The following is a 20,010-nucleotide window of genomic DNA, read 5'->3' on the forward strand; positions in this document are numbered from 1 at the left end:
TTCCTGATTGTTTTTTACATGCATGATCAAGCAAGGGATATGCCATACTTTTGCGCGATCAAACACATCATTCCTTTTGATTATTTTTTGCACTTATATTTTTTACATATAACAACAAGATTTTCAATATTTTACTCAAAATAAGATAAATAAATATGATGAATAATTGATCACTCTAGTGATATATAAGAAAAATGAATTAATACTTTAAACTAATTAGAAAATATTGATCGTGCTAATTTTCTTATTGAAATATGATTTTTTTCAGTTAAGTTGTGCCGATTAATATATTTGGTGAATTTGAAAATGTCAGATCAAAATATAAATTCGCCTCAGCAAAATGGTGAATTACAACGAAGTCTATCCAATCGACATTTGCAGTTAATTGCAATTGGAGGCGCAATTGGAACAGGTTTGTTCATGGGCTCTGGGAAAACAATTAGCCTAGCTGGTCCTTCAATTCTTGTAATTTACATGATCATCGGTTTCATGGTTTTTTTAGTGATGCGAGCACTAGGCGAATTGTTGCTTTCAAATTTGCAATATAAGTCGTTTATTGATTTCGCCACGGATTTAATTGGCCCATGGGCAGGTTACTTTGTGGGCTGGACCTACTGGCTGTGTTGGATCACCATCGGTATTGCAGATTTATCGGCGATCATTTATTACCTTCAGTTCTTCAATAATGGGATGCCTTTTAGCCCTGAAGAAGGGGTAATGATTAGCATCGCTGCAATCGTATTTATCATGGGATTGAATCTTGTTACGGTGAAACTGTTTGGCGAATTAGAATTCTGGTTTGCTTTAATCAAGATTATCGCAATTGTAGTTCTAATTGGCGTTGGTTTTTGGATGATATTTACAGGTTTCACTTCTACTTCAGGTGAAATCGCAGCATTCAGCAATATTTGGTCACACGGTGGGATTTTCCCAACTGGTGCAATCGGTTTCTTGGCAGGTTTCCAAATCGCAATTTTTGCTTTTGTGGGTGTAGAACTGGTGGGTACAACCGCAGCTGAAACTAAAGATCCTGAAACAAACTTGCCGAAAGCTGTCAACTCGATTCCTATTCGAATCATTATTTTCTATGTTTTGTCGTTGCTGGTGGTGATGTCGGTTACACCATGGAATAAGATTGATCCGAATATTTCCCCATTTGTAAACTTGTTTAGTCAAGCAGGTATTGCAGCCGCTGCTATTATTATGAATTTGGTTGTATTGTCTTCAGTGATGTCATCGATGAACAGTGGCGTATTCTCAACCAGCCGCATGCTGTTTGGCTTGTCGCGCGAGACTCAAGCTCCTGAAGCTTTTGGAACACTAAATAAGCGAGCTGTACCAGCGAATGCCTTGTATTTCTCAGCAGTATGTTTGTTACTAGGGGCAGCACTGCAATACTTCGTACCGAATACGGTGGAAGCATTTACTTTAGCGACAACACTTTCCACCATTTTATTTATTTGTGTGTGGTTAATGATTATTTGGAGTTATGTGGTGTATTACAAAACACGCCCAGAACTTCATGCCAAATCGACATTTAAACTACCAGGTGGATTGGTGACATGTGCGATTGTTGCTATATTCTTTATTGGCATGATTGGAGTATTGGCTTTAGAAGATGATACTCGCCGTGCATTGATGGTGAGCCCGATTTGGTTTGTTATTCTGATCATTGGTTATTTTGGTTTTTATAAGAAAAAATAAAAACTTATAAATGATTTGCAATTTAGGTCAAAAGAAACGTCAGTAATTACTGGCGTTTTTTTATTTCTGTTATTAATCTGTTGCGTTAAATACTTTGGTGAATTAGATGATCAAGGTATACTTCTATAAATTTTACTGATAGGTGTGGGTATGCGTATTTTGATCGGAGTTATCAGTGCAGCCGTTGTTTCAATCTTGGCTGGATGTGGTCAGACTGGTGCATTACAACTACCCAGTGATCCAAACTATGACAAGCGAGCACAATATTTAATTTATAAAAACAGTGATCGCCCAAGTCAGGATCAAGCTGAACCTAAAGCAGATGCTGTACCTACTCAAGATTAATATTCATTTATTTTTTTCTCCAGCGCAATTTAGAAAGGATACATCCATGAGTTTCCCTCGCATTCAAGGGGTTTTGCACGCAGAACAATGTTCATTGGATCAACTTGCTCAGCAATTTGGTACACCACTTTATGTTTATTCAAAAGCAACTTTTGAAAAACATTATTTGGATATGGATCGTGCTTTTAACTTTATCGATCACCAAATTTGTTTTGCAGTGAAGTCAAACTCAAATATCGCTGTTCTAAATGTGTTGGCGAAACTTGGTTGCGGTTTTGATATCGTGACTGGTGGTGAATTAGCACGTGTTTTACGCGCAGGTGGTGACGCTTCTAAAATTGTCTTCTCTGGTTTGGGCAAGTCTGAAGCTGACATTCGTCAAGCATTAGAAGTGGGTATTGCTTGTTTTAATGTGGAATCATATGCAGAGCTTGACCGTATTCAAAAAGTTGCAGCAGAACTTAACGTAAAAGCTCCAATTTCACTTCGGGTAAATCCAGATGTTGATGCCAAAACACATCCATATATCTCGACTGGTCTTAAAGAAAATAAATTTGGTATTCCTTCTGATTCGGTATATGAAACTTATCAGTATGCAGCAAGTTTAAGTCACTTAGATATCGTAGGAATTGATTGTCACATTGGTTCACAATTGACTGAAACTCAACCTTTTGTTGATGCACTTGATCGTGTCATGAACATGATTGAAGCATTGAAAAAATTAGGGATCAACCTCAAACATATTGATATTGGTGGTGGTCTTGGTGTGACTTATAAAGATGAAGTTCCACCGACAGTTGAAGAATATGCAAATGCTTTACGTCCTGCATTAGAAAAACTTGGTCTTAAAGTGTATATGGAGCCAGGTCGTAGTATTTCGGCGAATGCTGGCGTATTGCTGACGAAAGTTGATCTTTTAAAACCTACCAATCATCGCAATTTTGCAATTGTTGATGCAGCAATGAATGACTTGATTCGTCCTTCTTTGTACGAAGCTTGGATGGATATCCAAGAGGTTAATCAAAATTCGAAAACTGAGAAAAAAGTTTGGGATGTGGTTGGTGCGATCTGTGAAACAGGTGACTTCCTTGGTAAAGAGCGTGAACTTGCGATTCAAGCGAACGATCATTTGGCCGTTTTAGGTGCAGGTGCTTATGGTTTTGTGATGAGTTCAAATTACAACAGCCGAGGTCGTGCAGCAGAGGTGATGGTTGACGGTGATCAAGCACACTTAATTCGTCAACGTGAAACGATTGAGTCTCTGTGGGAACGTGAGTCCTTATTGCCTTAAGGAGACAATAGATGTTGCTAGAATTTACTAAAATGCATGGTCTGGGTAATGACTTCATGGTGGTTGATTTAATCAGTCAACGTGCTTATTTAGATCCTGTCATGATTCGCCGTTTGGCTGACCGTAATTTTGGCATCGGTTTTGATCAGTTATTAATTGTTGAAACACCAGATCATCCGAACGTTGATTTCAAATATCGCATTTTTAATGCGGATGGTTCTGAGGTTGAGCAATGCGGCAATGGCGTTCGTTGTTTTGCCAAATTTGTTCATGATCGTCATTTAACCAATAAAACTAAATTCAAAGTGCAAACAAAGGCGGGGATCGTCGAGCCTGAGTTGGGTGCGAATGGATGGGTGCGTGTGAACATGGGGTATCCGAAGTTCTTACCGAACCAAATCCCATTTCTAGCAGAAGCGCCTGCTGCTTTATATGATTTAGCTTTAGCGGACAATGAGACGATCAGCATTGATGTGGTTAATATGGGAAATCCGCATGCAGTGACCATTGTGCCAGACGTGTTAACTGCTGATGTTGCTAAAATAGGCCCTCAAGTGGAATCTCACGAACGTTTTCCTGAGCGTGTAAATGCTGGATTTATGCAGATCGTTGATGAAAAACATGCTCGATTACGAGTTTTTGAACGTGGTGTGGGAGAAACATTAGCTTGTGGTACAGGTGCATGTGCTGCTGCTGTCTCAGGTATGCGCCGTGGTTTATTGTCTAGCAATGTGGAAATCGAACTTGCCGGCGGTAAATTGCTGATTGAATGGAAAGAGGGAGATGTGGTGTGGATGACTGGTCCAACTGCAACGGTTTATGAAGGTCGTTTGGATCTACGTTATTTTCAATAAAACTTATTTCCTGACTAAAAAGCCCTGAAATTCAGGGCTTTTTACTTTATGATTTGTTGGAATGCCCACGAGTATTGATGATTAGACATCGATTCAATAGAGAGAAAGCCAAATGCAATATGGCGCAATGCAATTGCTGTCAATGTGGTTGAAAGAGAGAAAGATTCAAAATCAATCTGAGCATACGCTTGAGGCGTATTTCCGTGATGTGTCTGGTTTTATTGACTTTTGTTATGAAAAGAAAATTGAATTAAATCAGGTTGAAGCATCTGATTTACGAGAATATATGGCTTATAAGGTTGAACAACATCAACTCAATAGTGCAAGCTTACAACGTCATTTAACAGCCATTCGTCAATTCATGAAATGGGCTGTGGAAGGGAAATATCTATCGAATAATCCCATTCATGATTTTAAGTTAAAAAGACAGCCAAGGCCTTTGCCGGGTATGGTTGATGTCGAAACGATTCAGCAAATTTTGGATCAACCTGCACCTGAATCCTCTCAAGATCATCTCTTGTGGTTAAGAGATAAAGCTATTTTAGAGTTGCTTTATTCAAGTGGTTTACGATTAGCTGAAGTTCAAGGATTGAATATTCGAGATATCGATTTTACACGACAATTACTTCGAATTACAGGTAAGGGAAATAAAACTCGGGTTGTTCCTTTTGGTTTAAAAGCGAAAACAAGTTTAATTGAATGGCTCAAAGTCCATCGTATCTGGTGTGGAGACATTGAATTGGATTCCCCAGTTTTTATGACCAAAAAAGGGAGTCGATTGACGAATCGACAGATTGAAAATCGAGTCAAATTGCAAGCACAAAGAGCGGGTGTTAATGTGGATTTACATCCTCACTTACTGCGACACTGTTTTGCTAGTCATCTGCTCTCAAACAGTGGTGATTTACGAGCAGTTCAAGAAATGCTAGGTCATAGTAATCTATCTACGACACAAATTTATACTCAGTTAGATTTTGATCGTTTGGCTCAAGTCTATGATAAAGCTCACCCTAGAGCCCAAAAATCTTAATCCTCAGTATTAAGTATATTGAATATACTTAATACTGTACTGAATGATAAAGTTATCTGTTTAAAGTGCTGGTGTGTGTATAGGTATCATACGTGCGGGATTCACTTTTTGGAATGCGACTGCGATTTCAAATAAAGTCGGCTCATCAAATTCACGAGCAATAAACTCGATGTTAACATTCATAGGATAACTACTGCGACTTGAGTTCACTGATTTAGCAGGCATAGATAATGCAGGAAAACCACTAAACGGACTTAGGCGATTATTGGTACCTGTGGTCGGGCTACTTCCTAAATTGCCAGCAAACCCAGTAATAGAAGGGTAGGCTAAAGCGTCGTATTGTACGCCTTTACGAGTACCATCTAGTTCAACATTATTTAAAGCGCTATTCATGCGTAAGCGCACGAAAGGACTTCTTTCAGTGGTGTTGCGCTCATAATTCTCAATATATGATGCACTTGTTGGATCAGAATTATAGCCGCTGAAGTTACGGATCATTAGTCCACTAGCGAGTAAATCTTCATACGATTGGTAAATACTTCTTGTGGTCTTTAAATACTCTGTAAGTGATATTTTAAATTCAGCACTTGAAAGACTCGAATAACGTGTCAAAATTGTATTTAGATCGCTTATTGTAACTATTTCTACAGTCGCTCCTGCCTCTTCAAGTTTAGTAATTGCGTTATCCATTGCTTCTTTAACGAGATTGTAGTCTTCTTTCTGTTGAGTGGTTGAACCTTCGGAAGGGTAAAGTGCTTGTACTATACCAATACGCTTTCCTACAAGACTTACAGTGTCATGAGGAACGTAGCTATTCGGTTGATTAATCAATTCGCGGTAAGCAGACTCTGATTTTAGAAGAGGAGAAGTACGTGAAAATTCACTACGTTGATTTGAACTTAATGAGCTATCGAATCCGATCATTGCATCCATTAATTTTGCACAGTCAATAGCTTGTCTACACATTGGTCCAGCAGTATCTTGAGTTGGTGCCAGTGGAATAATTCCATCTTGACTCAAAAGACGTAAAGATGGTCGTAAACCGACAAGACCCTGTACTGATGAAGGCACACGAATTGATCCTCCCGTATCAGTTCCTATTCCCACCATTGCAAAACTTGCAGATATAGCAGCGCCAGTTCCTGATGATGAACCACCTGGGCCTTTACTTAAGTCATACACATTTTTAGTTTGATCACCTAGAGTTGATTTTCCACCAAAGCCGAAAGCGAACTCATCAAGATTGGCTTTTCCTAAAATGATTCCGCCATTTTCTTTAATATTTTTTATGATATAGGCATCATCATTTGGAAAATTATCTTTTAATGCTACAGAACCTGCTGTGTTCGCCATATCTACAGCATCAATATTGTCTTTAGCGAGTACAGTGACACAGTGAAGAGGTCCTGAAAGTTTTGAATTCTTTGCAAATTGTTGGTCGAGCATTTCTGCTTCTTTAAGTGCATTTGGATTTAAAGAAATAATGCTATTGAGCTCTGGACCTTGTCGATCGTAAGCTGATATACGATTTAAATAACCTTGCACAACATTAACACAAGATGAACCTTTGCTTAAAATCGAGTTATGCAAATCAGTAATGGTTGCTTCTACAGGATTAAATGGGACAGGAGGCGGCGTGTTAGAATTATTTGTGCTACTTTCATTGTCACCACAGGCTGTTAAGAAAGTTGCTATCGTCACAACAAGCAGAGTTTTTTTAAATGTGATCATGTGCATTCCCCAGATTAAGTTCAAACTGGTTAAGCAATGAATGTGCCACTCTAAAAATGAATGAAATTTACAGTTTTATGCTCCAGAAAATAGCTAATAACCATTGATATAAATAAAATGCGTTAATTTAATGCGAATAAAATTATTTGAAAAATAATGTATTGTTGGGATGGAGCTTTTGAAAGCTGCGCGTTTAAAAATAATTTTCCCTTAAACTTTAGCTTAAATTTTTAGAATTGATTTTTTTTAATACTATTTTTAAGGTATAACTTTAATAGATGGATTTAAGTTGTATATAAATTAAAAAATATTTTGCAGGAATGATTAGGTCAAGCCATGATTGACAATATTGATCAAAAGTATCAGCAACTCTCTTCAGCACAAAAAGACATTTTTGCAGGCTATGGTTTACGTCAGGTGAAACATTTTGTGGAAATCAATCTCCCGACGATAGAAGCTGCTCTACCCAACAATGCCTATGTGCAGGGTATTAATACTGAAGGAAAAATCCAAGCGATTGATCCAGTAGCATCTAAGACTTATCTGTGGATTTCTGATCAGCAATGGCAAGAAAGACCTATTGCAGATCAAGGAGTTGATTTGAAAGAAGACTTTATTGAAGTTTGGAAAATTTTTGAACTAGAACAATATCCTATTATTGAATTGAGTCACGTCCATCGTGATTACTTGGCAGCGCTCAATCAAGTTTGAAAAAAAACATTTAAAAAACAGGGCTAATAATTTTAGTTCTTTTACTTTGTAGAAAATTAAATTTACCTGTTTCCAACAACTCAATACATAAAGATAAAAATATTGATTAAATAACAATCAATTTTGTTTCATATATTTATTCTGCCTATTCGATTCAGTCAAATTCTTTACACTTGTCTAGTAATTTTGAATTTTTTTGGAGAGGGGTAAATGATTAAATTTCATGAAAATAATATCCATGCCGCCATTTTTGATATGGATGGCACAATGTTTGATACGGAGCGACTTCGTTTTCAAACGTTGAAGCAAGCATCATTAGAGCTCATTGGAGTCGAATTTACAGACGCTTATTTATTATCTTGTTTGGGTCTGAGTGCTCGTAGTGCCGAAAAACTAGTAAATCAGCAATATGGTCAAGAAGTGCCGTATGCGGAAATTAGAAAGCGAGCAGATCAGCTAGAACTTGAGCATGTAAGAAAATACGGAGTGCCGATTAAATTTGGACTCATGCAAGTTCTTGAACGTTTAAGAAAGTCCAATCTGAAAATGGCAGTAGCAACTTCGAGTCGACGTGAAATAGCTGAAGAGTATTTAATCAATGCCAATGTATATAAGTTTTTCGACATTATCGTATGCGGCGATGAGGTTGATAATGGAAAACCACACCCAGAAATTTTCTTAAAAGCTGCTGAGCAACTGAACATTGATCCAACTTTATGTTTAATGTTTGAAGACTCAGAAAATGGAGTGATGTCGGCGTTTGAAGCGGGTGGATTAACAGTATTACTTCAAGATATCAAAGAACCTAATTCAACCATGCTCGAAAAAGCGAATTTCTTTTACGAAAGCATGCATGATTTTCTGGAAGATTTGAATCAATTTACACCAAAATTAAAAATGCCTGCTCTATTTGACCCTTTTCCTCAGACTTTAAATCAGCATGTCGTGGGGATACATGGTTTTGGGGCAATAGGTGGTGGCTATATTGCCCAAGTATTGTCTCATTGGGATGGATATACTCGACCAAAACAAATCTATGCTTCAACGCGGAATTCACTCTATAGAAATAGTGTGAATACTTTTGGTGGTTACAGTATTCGTTATGGGCAACACTCTCATGACGAGCGAATAGACAATATAACCGTCATAGATGCATCAAATATTGAAATGATGCAGCACATGTATATTGAATCAAGTTTAATTGCACTGTGTTTACCTGAAAAGGCAATCGAGCAAGAGGCTAAAACCATTGCTCAAGGGTTGTATGCGCGTTATATCCATTTTGAAGAACAGTTGAATCCTCTAACAGTTTTAATTATTTTGAACAAAGTAGGTGCAAAATCGTTAATTGAACAACAGATTTGTAGTGCTTTGCATGAAATTACGGATGCGAAGACGGTCAATATCATCATGTCGCAGCACTATTTTTGCGATACAGTAGTCAATCGAATGGTAGCGAAAATTACAGATCAAAAATTATTTAGACAGTTAAAAATCAAATACAACATTTTTAGACATGTGCAGGATGAGCATGATTTAGACGTGACGGATGTGGATGAAGGGACGCGTTTAAATGCTGAACAAGAACAATTGGCTACTCAGTATATTGACGATCTATACGAAAAATTCAAATCGGCGCATATTCTACAGAATCTAGAATTAATCTTATTTCATGCCGAAACAGATATGCCGCTTTATGTGGAAAATAATAGTCCTTTATTGGAAAAAATGCGCCAAATGATTCTGGTTGAAGAGATTGAAGAGATACAGTTAATCAAAAATCGCATGTGGAATGGTGTGCATGCAATGACAGCATGGGCTGCAAGTTTTCGACAATATGAAACGATCGGGATTGCACTGTCTGATGAGCAAATTTCTAAATTTATGTTGGCAGTACTCCATGAGGTTAAAGTTGGATTAAAGGATCTACTACCACATCGAAAAGAAAATTTAGAATTGTTGGCGAAGAGTTTTATCGACTCTTGTGAGACGGCTTATAAAGACCCATGTGATCGAGTGGCACGAGACCCATATCGTAAGTTAGGTTTTGGTGAGCGGGTACTATCTTCATTGGCATACAATTTTCAACGTGGTAAGCCTTATCAGGAAATTTTCAAAGGGCTTGTATTGGGTTATGCATACGTTATATTGAAGGAAAATCAACGACTTGAAGGTGTGATTCGGCATTTTGCTCAGCAACTTAGTCAAACTGAATTGGAACTTGAGGATCAATTGTATTTACAGGAAGAGCTGAAACGAAGACTCAAAATTTGTGATCCTAAATTGAGTGAATCAGTGGATCAGCATGTACTTTTAGAAAAAATTTTGAATGAAAAAATCGAGGTTGAAAAAACTTAAAGCATTGAACATTTAACTTTTTAACTTGATCAAAATGGATAATCGGTCCGATCTAAAAAGTCAGTCGGATCGATTGCTTTGTGGTGTCAAATTGATTGCAGGGGCAGTTGATAGCTTTGTTTAATGATTTGACTGGGTAAATCCGTTTTCACACTGGTAATCCCATTTTTTTTGGTTAAGTGTTCTGACTGAAATTTACGATAGTTCTCCAAATCAGGTACGACAACTTTTAACATCGCATCACATTCGCCCAAAATAATATAGCACTCCATGACTTGAGGGAGTTCTTTCATCGCCTCAATAAAAGTATCGATGGTTTCAGCGTCTTGTCCCACCAACCAAATACGCGAAAATAGAATAAGTTGTAATCCGATTTTTTGAGGATCAACAATGGTTGTGTATTGCTGGATGACTCCAGCATCTTCGAGAATTTTTACGCGTCTTAAACAAGAGGATGGTGATAAGCCAATCTCTTTGGCTAAATCATTATTTTGAATTCGACCGTTGGTTTGAAGTTCATGAATGATACTTTTATCGATACGATCTAATTTAACTGAAATTGATTTAGATATTATTTTCATATATTAGAATTAGATTCTAAAAATTAAAGAATAAATAGAATATTTGAAATCCTATTTTATGTAAATTCGAAGATACTTTTTTTTCATTTTCATTAATGATGGAAGAAAGAAAATGTCTACCTATTGGTTATTTGCTTTGACCGTTATCCCTCTTATTTTTACGCCTGGTCCGGATATGTTATTTATTCTGTCACAGGTAATGGGTAAAAATGCGAAAGCAGGCGTTATGGCGACTTTAGGGGTGTGTTTGGGTTATTTCGTCCATTCTTTTTTAGTCGTTGTAGGTATTGCGGCTATCATTATTTCTTTCCCTATTATTTTTGAAACGATCAAATGGTTAGGAATCTGTTATTTGCTTTATTTGGCATTTAATTTAATTCGATCTGCGCTTAATCACAAAAATATTGAAATTAAACAAAGTCAGGTCAATAGTCCGATTAGACGCGGTTTTATAACATCCTTACTTAATCCTAAAGCTATGCTCATTTATTTTGCGATTTTGCCTCAATTTATTAACCAGCATACCTCTTCGATTATGGGACAGGGGATTGTCTTATCCCTAATCTTCATTGGATTATGCTTAATTATTTATTCATCATTGAGTTTTGTATTTGCATTTTTGACACAGAAAACAGGGATAAATGAAAAACGTCAAAAATGGATTGATGGTGGTTCGGGAGTGATGCTTTCATTGGCAGCAACATGGCTCATTGTGAATTAACATTAAAAAAGCGCAAACTAATGTTTGCGCTTTCTATTCAAATAGAATTAACTTTGGTTAAATTATACTCAAAAAGGATAGCTGTTATTGTAATTTTTGCTGTCTGTTATGACATTTTTTACCTCAAATTTGGTGACTCACGCCAACGCTTTTCAACGTAAAATAAGAGTCTACAGCATCAATTCAACTGATGTAGTTAATAAATTAAAAAAATATTAAAAATCAAAGTTTAATTTTTTACAAAAAATATTGAAAAGCTGACAAATTTATTAACAAAATAATTTCGTGAACGCTCCGTTCAACGAAAATTACGCTTTTTTACAGCAGTTTTGTGAATTGTGACTTGACCGAAATGCCAAACACATTGCAAGATAGGACACCTAAAAATTTTAAATGAAGAGTTATTATAACTTTTCTGAATATTTACTTCTGTTAAAACAGCCGAGGATTACATGAAGGCTCTTGTTGCTGTAAAACGTGTGGTTGATGCCAACGTTAAAGTTCGCGTAAAGCCGGACAATAGTGGGGTTGACCTTACTAACGTTAAAATGTCAATTAACCCATTCTGTGAAATCGCAGTGGAAGAAGCGGTTCGCTTAAAAGAAAAAGGAACTGTTTCAGAAATCGTTGTTGTTTCTATTGGTCCTAAAGAAGCGCAAGAACAAATCCGTTCTGCAATGGCGCTTGGTGCAGACCGCGGTATCCTAGTTGAAGCTGATGATAGCCAACTTGGTGCTTTAGAAGTTGCGAAGATTCTTAAAGGCGTTGTAGACGCTGAACAGCCACAACTTATCCTTCTTGGTAAACAAGCAATTGATGACGACTCTAACCAAGTTGGTCAGATGCTTGGTGCATTACTTGGTGCTGGTCAAGGTACATTTGCTTCAGAAGTTAAAGTTGAAGGCGATAAAGTACAAGTGACTCGTGAAATCGACGGTGGTTTACAAACTGTTGAACTAGCACTTCCAGCGATTATTACGACTGACTTACGTTTGAATGAGCCACGTTATGCTGCTCTACCAAATATCATGAAAGCACGTAAGAAACCGCTTGATACTAAATCTCCTGCAGATTTTGGTGTTAATCCTGCAACTAAGCTTAAGACTGTTAAAGTTGAAGCGCCTGCTGAACGTAAAGCTGGTGTTCAAGTGAAGTCTGTTGATGAGCTTGTTGAAAAACTAAAAAATGAAGCGAAAGTGATCTAATACAGAAGGATAAAAATCATGAGTATTTTAGTAATCGCTGAGCACGACAACAAAGCACTTAACGGTGCAACTTTAAACGTTGTAGCTGCGGCTCAAAAAATCGGTGGTGATATCACTGTATTAGTTGCTGGTTCAGGCGCTCAAGCAGTTGCTGATGAAGCTGCTAAAGTTGCTGGTGTAAGCAAAGTTCTTTTAGCTGACGATGCTGCATATGCAAACCAATTGGCTGAAAATGTAGCGAAGCTTGTTGCTTCAATTGGTGCAGGTTATTCACACATTCTTGCGGCGTCTACAACGACGGGCAAAAACGTACTTCCACGTGCTGCAGCACTTCTTGATGTTAGTATGATTACTGACATTATTGCAGTTGATGGTCCTAAAACTTTCAAGCGTCCAATCTATGCTGGTAACGCGATTGCAACTGTAGAGTCTGGTGAATCAGTTGTTGTTGGTACAGTTCGTGGTACAGCGTTTGATGCAGTTGCTGCTGAAGGTGGATCTGCTGCGGTTGAAGCTGCAACTTCTACTGGTGATGCGGGTATTTCTAAGTTCATATCTGAAGAAATCGTAAAATCAGAACGTCCAGAGTTAACAGCAGCTCGCATTGTTGTATCTGGTGGACGTGGTGTAGGTTCTGGTGAGAACTACCATAAAGTACTTGATCCATTAGCTGATAAGCTTGGTGCAGCTCAAGGTGCATCTCGTGCAGCAGTAGATGCTGGTTTCGTTCCAAACGATATGCAAGTTGGTCAAACGGGTAAAATCGTTGCGCCAGACCTTTATATTGCTGTAGGTATCTCTGGTGCGATTCAGCACTTGGCAGGTATGAAAGATTCTAAGGTGATCGTTGCGATCAACAAAGATGAAGAAGCTCCAATTAATGCAGTAGCTGACTACTGGTTAGTAGGTGACTTAAATACAGTGGTTCCAGAATTAGTTTCTAAAATCTAATTCAGCATTGCTGTACTAATGCTCTGATCGAGTAATGATTCATTTCATTTTACTTGGTCAGGGCATTTTTATATTTAATCATCAAAAAAATCTCATAAAACAAAATTATAGATTATTCTCATCAAGGGATCAGAATTTACCGTTTTATATGTTTTTTGTAATTGTGATATGATTCGCCATCATTTTTTAAGCTCATTCATACTTTCAATGTATTAATGAGGGAGTTTGTGTTTTGCTGGTCGACACCCGAATAACATTACCGCTTGTTCTAATCGCGGTCTCATGTTTAATTTTTCCATTATTTAATCAAGTCCATTTCAATGTGTTTGGTATGGAAGACGTGCGTCTGATTGAAAATTTACAGGCTCTTTTATTGTTGTCCTTTGCAGTTATTAGCTATTTTTACATAAAGCCTTTACAGCTTAGAGAAGGTAAGAAAGAGTTTTGGCTTTGGGCTGTTTGCTGGTGGGTTTTATTGTTTGGTCGTAGTACCAGTTGGGGGCGAGATTATTTCCCTGATGTCCCCAAAATCTATTTTCGAGGTATCTCAATTGTATTGATTGGGTCTGTGGTTTTTCCACTATTGAACCAAAAATTACGCACAGAGATTGTGAACAAGTTTAAGACAGCTATTATCCCAGTTTGGGCCTTGGTTTTGGCTGTGATTGGGCTCGTTGTTTCTGATGCGATAGAGCATCATCGCTTTATAGGGATGCTCCTGCTCACAGAAAATAGTAATGAAAGCTTACTCGAAGAGCTGTATGAGTTTCCGTTAATTTTAAGCTTATTTGCAATTTCTTTTAGTTTAATGAAAGCGGACAAGCGCGAACTTCATCATTGAAGAATATTCATGTATTTATAAGGATCCTTACGAGGATCTTTTTTATGTATAAGTAGCAAAAAAGTGATTTTTATCATTCATTTTAGGGCAATACTGTTTAAGAATTTTGTGTTGAAAATTTAGTCATTTTTATGAATAAAATTAAACAGATCATCCATAAAATTTAGGGACAAAAATACGGATTTGTGCTATAATTTTCGGCTGAGTTTTAGAATTTAGCTCCATAGATTTTGGGCTAATTTTTTGCAAGATTGATTATATAAATCGAGCAGTTTCTTCAAGCTGTTTGTAATAAGGAGTATGCATGAGCGTATCGGAAATTCGACCGATTGCCATTGAGGATGAACTGAAGAGCTCATATCTCGACTATGCTATGAGTGTCATTGTCTCTCGTGCACTACCAGACGTTAGAGATGGTTTAAAGCCAGTTCATCGCCGTGTTCTTTATGCGATGCATGAGCTTGGAAATGATTATAACAAAGCTTACAAAAAATCAGCGCGTGTCGTTGGTGATGTAATCGGTAAATACCACCCTCATGGTGACTCTGCTGTATACGAAACAATCGTTCGTATGGCACAAGATTTCAGTTTACGTTATCAGTTGGTTGATGGTCAGGGTAACTTCGGCTCTGTTGATGGTGACAGTGCAGCAGCGATGCGTTATACCGAAGTGCGTATGCGTAAATTAACGCATGAACTGTTAGCTGATTTAGAAAAAGATACAGTAGAGTGGGAAGATAACTACGACGGTTCAGAGCGTATCCCACAAGTTATGCCAACTCGTGTGCCAAATTTACTCATTAATGGTGTCACGGGTATTGCTGTAGGTATGGCAACCAATATGGCGCCGCATAATATGACTGAAGTGGTCAATGCGTGCTTAGCCTATGCCAATAATCCGAATATCAGTATTGAAGGATTGATGGAACATATTTCGGGTCCAGACTTTCCTACAGGCGGTATCATTTACGGTAAATCGGGTATTGTTGATGCTTACCGTACTGGTAAAGGTCGTTTATTTATTCGTGGTAAGTACCATTTAGAAGAAGACCAAAAAACAGGTCGTACGACGATTGTATTCACTGAAATTCCATATCAAGTGAACAAAGCAAAAACGATTGAACGTATTGCTGAACTTGTGAAAGAGAAGAAGCTCGAAGGTATTTCAGAGTTACGCGACGAATCTGATAAAGAAGGGATGCGTATTGCAATTGACTTAAAGCGTGGCGAAAACGCTGAAGTAATTGTTAATAATTTATTCCAAAATACTCAGCTTCAAAATTCATTCAGTATTAATATGGTTTGCTTGGATAATGGCCAGCCAAAGCTGATGAATTTAAAAGACATCATTGCTGCTTTCATTCGCCATCGTCAAGAAGTTGTAACACGTCGTACGATGTTCGAATTACGTAAAGCGCGTGAACGTGGTCATATCTTGGAAGGTTTAACGGTTGCTTTAGCAAATATTGATGCCATCATCGAAACCATTAAAACCTCTGCGAATCCGCAAGAAGCACGTGAACGTTTGCAAGCAGGGGAATGGTCTGCAGGTGGCGTAGTTGCTTTATTAGAAAAAGCAGGTTCAGTATCTGTTCGCCCAGATGAAATTGAAGGCGAAGATCCTAATAAACCGTTTGGATTATCTGGCAATATTTATCGTCTCTCACCAACTCAAGTGGGTGCAATTTTAGAATTACGTTTGCATCGTTTAACTGGTTTAGAACAAGATAAGCTGCATGCAGAATATTCTGAAATATTGGCACAAATTGCAGAGTTGACAGCAATTCTTAATGATTTTGAATTGTTGATGAACGTGATTCGTGAAGAGCTAGCACTTATTCTTCAGCAATATGGTGATGAGCGTCGTACTGCGATTGTAGAATCTCGTGTAGATTTCTCTCGTGAAGATTTAATTCCAGAAGAGCAAGTTGTTCTAACGGTTTCTCAATCAGGCTATGCGAAAACACAGCCACTTTCTGATTATGCTGCGCAACGTCGTGGTGGGCGTGGTAAATCAGCAACGTCTATGAAAGAAGATGATTACATTCAACATCTGATTGTTACATCTAACCATGCAACAGTTTTATGCTTTACCAATGTCGGCAAAGTCTATCGCTTAAAAGTTTTTGAAGTGCCTCAAGCTTCTCGTGGTGCAAAAGGTCGTCCTATGGTGAACTTATTGCCATTAGATGAAAATGAGACAATTACTGCTATTCTGCCAGTGATTGATGCACCGAAGAAATTTAAAGAACGTCTAGCGGATTTCCGTCAGTTTGTTAAATCTCATCAAGTTCAATTACAGCAAAACGAAATCATTGCTGCACACTATGATGCATTAGAAAAATCATTTGCTGATCTAGCAGATGGTGACGATCTATCAGACGAATTGCGTACGCATCTGAAAGAGCTAGGTATTGAATTATCAACTACAGATCTTGATGATGAAGTAGTTGCTGAATTTGCTGAGCTTGCAGAAAACTTACGTAAAAACTTCTATGTCTTTATGGCAACGGAATACGGTACGATCAAGCGAGTTGAACTTGAGCAGTTCTCTAATGTACGTTCAAATGGTTTACGTGCAATCGAGTTAGCTGGAGATGACCGTTTAATTGGTGTTGCGATTACGGACGGTGAACAACAAATTATGTTGTTCTCGAATGAAGGTAAAGCGATTCGATTTGCAGAAACTGATGTGCGTGCAATGGGTCGATCTGCGAAAGGTGTACGTGGTATGCGTGTCACCATTGGATTGGCTCAAGCGGAAGAAATTGAAGACAATGATGTAGATTCAGAAGATGAAGATACGGATTCTAATTTCTTAAGCCGTATTGTTTCATTAGTCGTTGTCCCGGCAACAGGTGAAGTGCTATGTGCTTCAGCAAATGGTTACGGTAAGCGTACGCCAGTGGATGACTTCCCGACGAAGAAACGTGGTGGTAAAGGCGTCATTGCGATCAAGACATCTGATCGTAATGGTGAGCTGGTTGGTGCTGTAGCGATCGATGTCAGCAAAGAAGTCATGCTGATTTCTGATGGTGGTACGCTAGTACGTACTCGTGCATCTGAAATTGCTCAGACAGGTCGTAATGCACAAGGTGTACGTTTAATCCGCTTAGGTGAAAACGAGACATTGGTTGGTGTTGAAGCGATTGAAGCTGTTGAAGATGAAGAATTAGAAATTTTAGATGATTCAGAAATTTTGAATACTGAACCAGCTGAAACTTCTGAGCTTGATCAGCCATCAGAAGAATAATAATACATTCAAAAAAAGGACGCTGAGGCGTCCTTTTTTATAAAAGTAAGAATTATAAATAAAGGAAAGTATCGAATATGGATCAAAAAACTTTAGAACAAATATCAGAATTTATTTGTGGGAATGATCCTGAAAATCATCCTGAGTATAGAAGCGGTTCACAATTAACACAATTTTTTAGAAATGCAGGACTACCGTTTACTCATGATGGTTCAACAAGATCAAAGTGGGTTTTAGAAAAATTAAATGAAGCTAATAAAGAACAACTAGCGAATATTCTTAAAAGATTAGTGTCACCGAAAGAATATGCAGGTGATAAAGAGAAAATAAATAAAGCTTTAAAAATTTTGAATAAGATTCTCTATATAGAGGGTTTTGAAATGTACTTGGATCGTATAGATCCAAAATTTAGAAAAATTGAAATAGATTATTCAAATATTTGCGAATTAGAATCAGAACTTAAGTCTTATCCACCACCTAATTTCTTAATTCTAGGTCTAGAGATGAGGGTGGGTGAAATTTTACAGAATAGGTGGGTGGAAATACAAAAGTGTCTAGATTCGAAAGCATATTTAGCTTCAATGATATTAATGGGTAGTGTCTTAGAGGGGTTGTTATTGGGTGTTTTTCAACAAAATATGAGAGAGGCGAATCAGGCTCCAAGTGCACCTAGGGATAAAAATCAAAAAACAAAAAATTTTGCTGATTGGAAATTAGGTGAAATGATTGATGTAGCTCATCAGTTAGGTTGGATTGGTGTAGATGTGAAAAAGTATTCACACTCTTTAAGAGAATTTAGAAACTTAATTCATCCTTATGAGCATATGATTCAGGGATTTGATCCTGATGAAGACTCTACAAATATTTCTTGGTTAGTGGTGCAAGCTGTTATCAATGATTTAACAAAAAAATTAACCAATTAGAAAGATTCTTATATCTTTAAATATGGAGTGTTTCTCGTTTTATTAAAACTATCCTATAAATATACATCGTTTTTTTGATTCTGCTAAGGATAATAGATTGAAATAATTTCAACTTAAACTACTGCAACATAATGCCATCTGTGGTTAAATGCCATCATTTTATTGTGTTTCACTCTGAAAGGAAAAATCATGCGCGCGTACAACTTCTGTGCTGGTCCTGCTGCATTACCTACTGCTGTATTAGAAAAAGCTCAAGCTGAGATGCTTGATTGGCAGGGTAAGGGCCTATCAATCATGGAAATGAGTCACCGTAGTTCAGACTACGTCGCTGTTGCTGAAAAAGCAGAAGCAGACTTACGCAAGTTAATGAATATTCCTAACAACTACAAAGTGCTTTTTTTACAGGGTGGGGCTTCTCTACAATTTTCTGCGATTCCATTGAATCTATTAGGGAAAAATAACAAAGCAGATTATATCCATACTGGCATTTGGTCTGAAAAAGCTTTAAAAGAAGCAAAACGTTATGGCGAAATTAACGTGATCGAAGCTGGCATTAAAGATGCAGATGGTAATCTTGCAATTTCTGAAGAAAGTACATGGAATTTATCTGCTGATGCTGCCTATGTTCATTATGCAGATAATGAAACAATTGGTGGTATTCAATTTAAAAATATCCCAACTACGGATAAACCACTGGTTGCAGATTTATCTTCTAGTATTTTGTCGGCACCAATTGATGTTTCAAAATTTGGTCTTATTTACGCGGGTGCGCAAAAAAATATCGGTCCTGCTGGTTTAACGTTGGTAATCATTCGTGATGATTTATTAGACCAAGCAAAAGAAGAAATTCCGAGCATTATGAAGTATTCAGCGCAAGCGAAGAACGATTCTATGGTGAATACACCGTCTACTTATGCTTGGTATTTATCAGGCTTAGTATTTGAATGGTTGCTTGAACAGGGTGGTGTAGAAGCAATTCATCAAGTGAACCAACAAAAAGCTGAATTGTTGTATGGTTATATTGATTCAAGTGACTTCTATGCAAATCCAATTGCAAAAGAATATCGTTCAATCATGAATGTACCATTTACATTGGCGAAGCCTGAACTTGAAAAGCAATTCCTGAAAGAAGCAGAGGAAAATAATTTATTAAATCTTGCAGGACATCGTTCAGTAGGTGGTATGCGTGCGAGTATTTATAATGCAGTGCCACTGGAGGGTGTACAAGCTCTTGTGAAATTTATGGATGATTTTGCGAAGCGTAATGCTTAAAAATCAGTTTGTAAAAAAGCCTGTCATATGACAGGCTTTTTTCATGCACTAAAACGAAGATGAAAGTGATCAACGCTAATTTTCTTAAAAAGCTGGAATAAGATTGGTAAAGTGGAAAATAAAAGCAGCGAGGAAAACACCTAAGAAAAAGAAACAGTAAGCACCCTTGTCTACTCGAATACGAGGGCGTGCTTGTTCCATTAAGCCTGTTGATTGTTCCGGTATAATTTTCATCTAGG

The 20,010-nt window shown here is 37.5% G+C and carries 17 protein-coding genes; 14 read left to right on the plus strand and 3 right to left on the minus strand.

Annotation, left to right across the window (positions count from 1 at the left end):
- Nucleotides 1-306 precede the first annotated feature (306 nt).
- The 5 genes from AC1M9C_RS04340 to AC1M9C_RS04360 all read left to right on the plus strand — a co-directional run bounded on the left by AC1M9C_RS04340 (nucleotide 307) and on the right by AC1M9C_RS04360 (nucleotide 5,224).
- Nucleotides 307-1,704 (plus strand): amino acid permease, encoded by a 1,398-nt coding sequence (locus AC1M9C_RS04340; RefSeq protein WP_035267030.1) that lies wholly within the window; start codon nucleotides 307-309, stop codon nucleotides 1,702-1,704.
- Between the two features lie 150 nt (nucleotides 1,705-1,854).
- On the plus strand, nucleotides 1,855-2,049 hold the full coding sequence (gene lptM, locus AC1M9C_RS04345) for an LPS translocon maturation chaperone LptM (RefSeq protein ID WP_035267033.1): 195 nt from the start codon (nucleotides 1,855-1,857) through the stop codon (nucleotides 2,047-2,049).
- A gap of 46 nt (nucleotides 2,050-2,095) precedes the next feature.
- A complete protein-coding gene (lysA, locus tag AC1M9C_RS04350) occupies nucleotides 2,096-3,340 on the plus strand; it encodes a diaminopimelate decarboxylase (protein WP_481586586.1) in 1,245 nt (414 codons plus the stop codon).
- Between the two features lie 11 nt (nucleotides 3,341-3,351).
- Nucleotides 3,352-4,194 (plus strand): diaminopimelate epimerase, encoded by an 843-nt coding sequence (gene dapF / locus AC1M9C_RS04355; RefSeq protein ID WP_035267038.1) that lies wholly within the window; start codon nucleotides 3,352-3,354, stop codon nucleotides 4,192-4,194.
- Nucleotides 4,195-4,306: 112 nt separating this feature from the next.
- On the plus strand, nucleotides 4,307-5,224 hold the full coding sequence (locus AC1M9C_RS04360) for a tyrosine recombinase XerC (protein WP_035267040.1): 918 nt from the start codon (nucleotides 4,307-4,309) through the stop codon (nucleotides 5,222-5,224).
- Nucleotides 5,225-5,284: 60 nt separating this feature from the next.
- Here the strand turns inward: AC1M9C_RS04360 and AC1M9C_RS04365 are convergent, their stop codons facing one another.
- Nucleotides 5,285-6,955 carry an amidase gene (locus tag AC1M9C_RS04365; protein WP_481953270.1) on the minus strand — a complete coding sequence of 557 codons (1,671 nt, stop codon included), beginning with the start codon at nucleotides 6,953-6,955 and terminating at the stop codon, nucleotides 5,285-5,287.
- Nucleotides 6,956-7,291: 336 nt separating this feature from the next.
- Here AC1M9C_RS04365 and AC1M9C_RS04370 point away from each other — a divergent pair, with 336 nt between their 5' ends.
- Nucleotides 7,292-7,666 (plus strand): hypothetical protein, encoded by a 375-nt coding sequence (locus tag AC1M9C_RS04370; protein WP_035267044.1) that lies wholly within the window; start codon nucleotides 7,292-7,294, stop codon nucleotides 7,664-7,666.
- A gap of 210 nt (nucleotides 7,667-7,876) precedes the next feature.
- The gene (gene mtlD / locus AC1M9C_RS04375) at nucleotides 7,877-10,024 is read left to right on the plus strand and encodes a bifunctional mannitol-1-phosphate dehydrogenase/phosphatase (RefSeq protein WP_481586588.1); all 2,148 of its coding nucleotides are present in this window, start codon (nucleotides 7,877-7,879) and stop codon (nucleotides 10,022-10,024) included.
- Between the two features lie 86 nt (nucleotides 10,025-10,110).
- On the opposite strand, the gene AC1M9C_RS04380 is transcribed toward mtlD, so the two are convergent.
- Entirely contained in the window at nucleotides 10,111-10,605 is a 495-nt protein-coding gene (locus AC1M9C_RS04380; protein WP_092765973.1) for an Lrp/AsnC family transcriptional regulator, read from the minus strand.
- Between the two features lie 112 nt (nucleotides 10,606-10,717).
- Between AC1M9C_RS04380 and AC1M9C_RS04385 the strand changes: the two genes are divergently transcribed.
- The 7 genes from AC1M9C_RS04385 (at nucleotide 10,718) to serC (ending at nucleotide 19,771) form a co-directional block, all read left to right on the plus strand.
- Complete coding sequence (locus AC1M9C_RS04385) at nucleotides 10,718-11,326, plus strand: LysE family translocator (protein WP_481586589.1); 609 nt, start codon at nucleotides 10,718-10,720, stop codon at nucleotides 11,324-11,326.
- A 452-nt stretch (nucleotides 11,327-11,778) separates the two neighbouring features.
- A complete protein-coding gene (locus AC1M9C_RS04390; RefSeq protein ID WP_035266425.1) occupies nucleotides 11,779-12,531 on the plus strand; it encodes an electron transfer flavoprotein subunit beta/FixA family protein in 753 nt (250 codons plus the stop codon).
- 18 nt (nucleotides 12,532-12,549) lie between these two features.
- Entirely contained in the window at nucleotides 12,550-13,482 is a 933-nt protein-coding gene (locus AC1M9C_RS04395) for an FAD-binding protein (RefSeq protein ID WP_035266428.1), read from the plus strand.
- A gap of 331 nt (nucleotides 13,483-13,813) precedes the next feature.
- Nucleotides 13,814-14,323: a hypothetical protein gene (locus tag AC1M9C_RS04400; RefSeq protein WP_481586590.1), complete on the plus strand. Its 510-nt coding sequence runs from the start codon at nucleotides 13,814-13,816 to the stop codon at nucleotides 14,321-14,323.
- A gap of 304 nt (nucleotides 14,324-14,627) precedes the next feature.
- Nucleotides 14,628-17,576, plus strand: coding sequence for a DNA gyrase subunit A (gyrA, locus tag AC1M9C_RS04405; protein ID WP_481586591.1), 2,949 nt, complete (start codon nucleotides 14,628-14,630; stop codon nucleotides 17,574-17,576).
- Between the two features lie 77 nt (nucleotides 17,577-17,653).
- Nucleotides 17,654-18,499: a hypothetical protein gene (locus AC1M9C_RS04410; RefSeq protein ID WP_481586592.1), complete on the plus strand. Its 846-nt coding sequence runs from the start codon at nucleotides 17,654-17,656 to the stop codon at nucleotides 18,497-18,499.
- A 189-nt stretch (nucleotides 18,500-18,688) separates the two neighbouring features.
- Nucleotides 18,689-19,771 (plus strand): 3-phosphoserine/phosphohydroxythreonine transaminase, encoded by a 1,083-nt coding sequence (gene serC / locus AC1M9C_RS04415; protein WP_481586593.1) that lies wholly within the window; start codon nucleotides 18,689-18,691, stop codon nucleotides 19,769-19,771.
- An 84-nt stretch (nucleotides 19,772-19,855) separates the two neighbouring features.
- Here serC and AC1M9C_RS04420 read toward each other — a convergent pair whose 3' ends face one another.
- The gene (locus AC1M9C_RS04420) at nucleotides 19,856-20,005 is read right to left on the minus strand and encodes a hypothetical protein (RefSeq protein WP_171076764.1); all 150 of its coding nucleotides are present in this window, start codon (nucleotides 20,003-20,005) and stop codon (nucleotides 19,856-19,858) included.
- Between the last annotated feature and the right edge of the window lie 5 nt (nucleotides 20,006-20,010).

It is taken from the genome of Acinetobacter sp. 24-47-39, from assembly GCF_056783825.1.

Excerpts from the sequence above, each read along its gene's own strand:
- AC1M9C_RS04380 (WP_092765973.1), bottom strand. The coding sequence starts at position 10,605 with ATGAAAATAATATCTAAATCAATTTCAGTTAAATTAGATCGTATCGAT.
- AC1M9C_RS04400 (WP_481586590.1), top strand. The coding sequence starts at position 13,814 with ATGGAAGACGTGCGTCTGATTGAAAATTTACAGGCTCTTTTATTGTTG.
- AC1M9C_RS04390 (WP_035266425.1), top strand. The coding sequence starts at position 11,779 with ATGAAGGCTCTTGTTGCTGTAAAACGTGTGGTTGATGCCAACGTTAAA.
- AC1M9C_RS04420 (WP_171076764.1), bottom strand. The coding sequence starts at position 20,005 with ATGAAAATTATACCGGAACAATCAACAGGCTTAATGGAACAAGCACGC.
- AC1M9C_RS04365 (WP_481953270.1), bottom strand. The coding sequence starts at position 6,955 with ATGATCACATTTAAAAAAACTCTGCTTGTTGTGACGATAGCAACTTTC.
- gyrA (WP_481586591.1), top strand. The coding sequence starts at position 14,628 with ATGAGCGTATCGGAAATTCGACCGATTGCCATTGAGGATGAACTGAAG.
- AC1M9C_RS04395 (WP_035266428.1), top strand. The coding sequence starts at position 12,550 with ATGAGTATTTTAGTAATCGCTGAGCACGACAACAAAGCACTTAACGGT.
- lysA (WP_481586586.1), top strand. The coding sequence starts at position 2,096 with ATGAGTTTCCCTCGCATTCAAGGGGTTTTGCACGCAGAACAATGTTCA.
- dapF (WP_035267038.1), top strand. The coding sequence starts at position 3,352 with ATGTTGCTAGAATTTACTAAAATGCATGGTCTGGGTAATGACTTCATG.
- serC (WP_481586593.1), top strand. The coding sequence starts at position 18,689 with ATGCGCGCGTACAACTTCTGTGCTGGTCCTGCTGCATTACCTACTGCT.
- AC1M9C_RS04370 (WP_035267044.1), top strand. The coding sequence starts at position 7,292 with ATGATTGACAATATTGATCAAAAGTATCAGCAACTCTCTTCAGCACAA.
- AC1M9C_RS04360 (WP_035267040.1), top strand. The coding sequence starts at position 4,307 with ATGCAATATGGCGCAATGCAATTGCTGTCAATGTGGTTGAAAGAGAGA.
- lptM (WP_035267033.1), top strand. The coding sequence starts at position 1,855 with ATGCGTATTTTGATCGGAGTTATCAGTGCAGCCGTTGTTTCAATCTTG.
- AC1M9C_RS04340 (WP_035267030.1), top strand. The coding sequence starts at position 307 with ATGTCAGATCAAAATATAAATTCGCCTCAGCAAAATGGTGAATTACAA.
- AC1M9C_RS04385 (WP_481586589.1), top strand. The coding sequence starts at position 10,718 with ATGTCTACCTATTGGTTATTTGCTTTGACCGTTATCCCTCTTATTTTT.
- AC1M9C_RS04410 (WP_481586592.1), top strand. The coding sequence starts at position 17,654 with ATGGATCAAAAAACTTTAGAACAAATATCAGAATTTATTTGTGGGAAT.
- mtlD (WP_481586588.1), top strand. The coding sequence starts at position 7,877 with ATGATTAAATTTCATGAAAATAATATCCATGCCGCCATTTTTGATATG.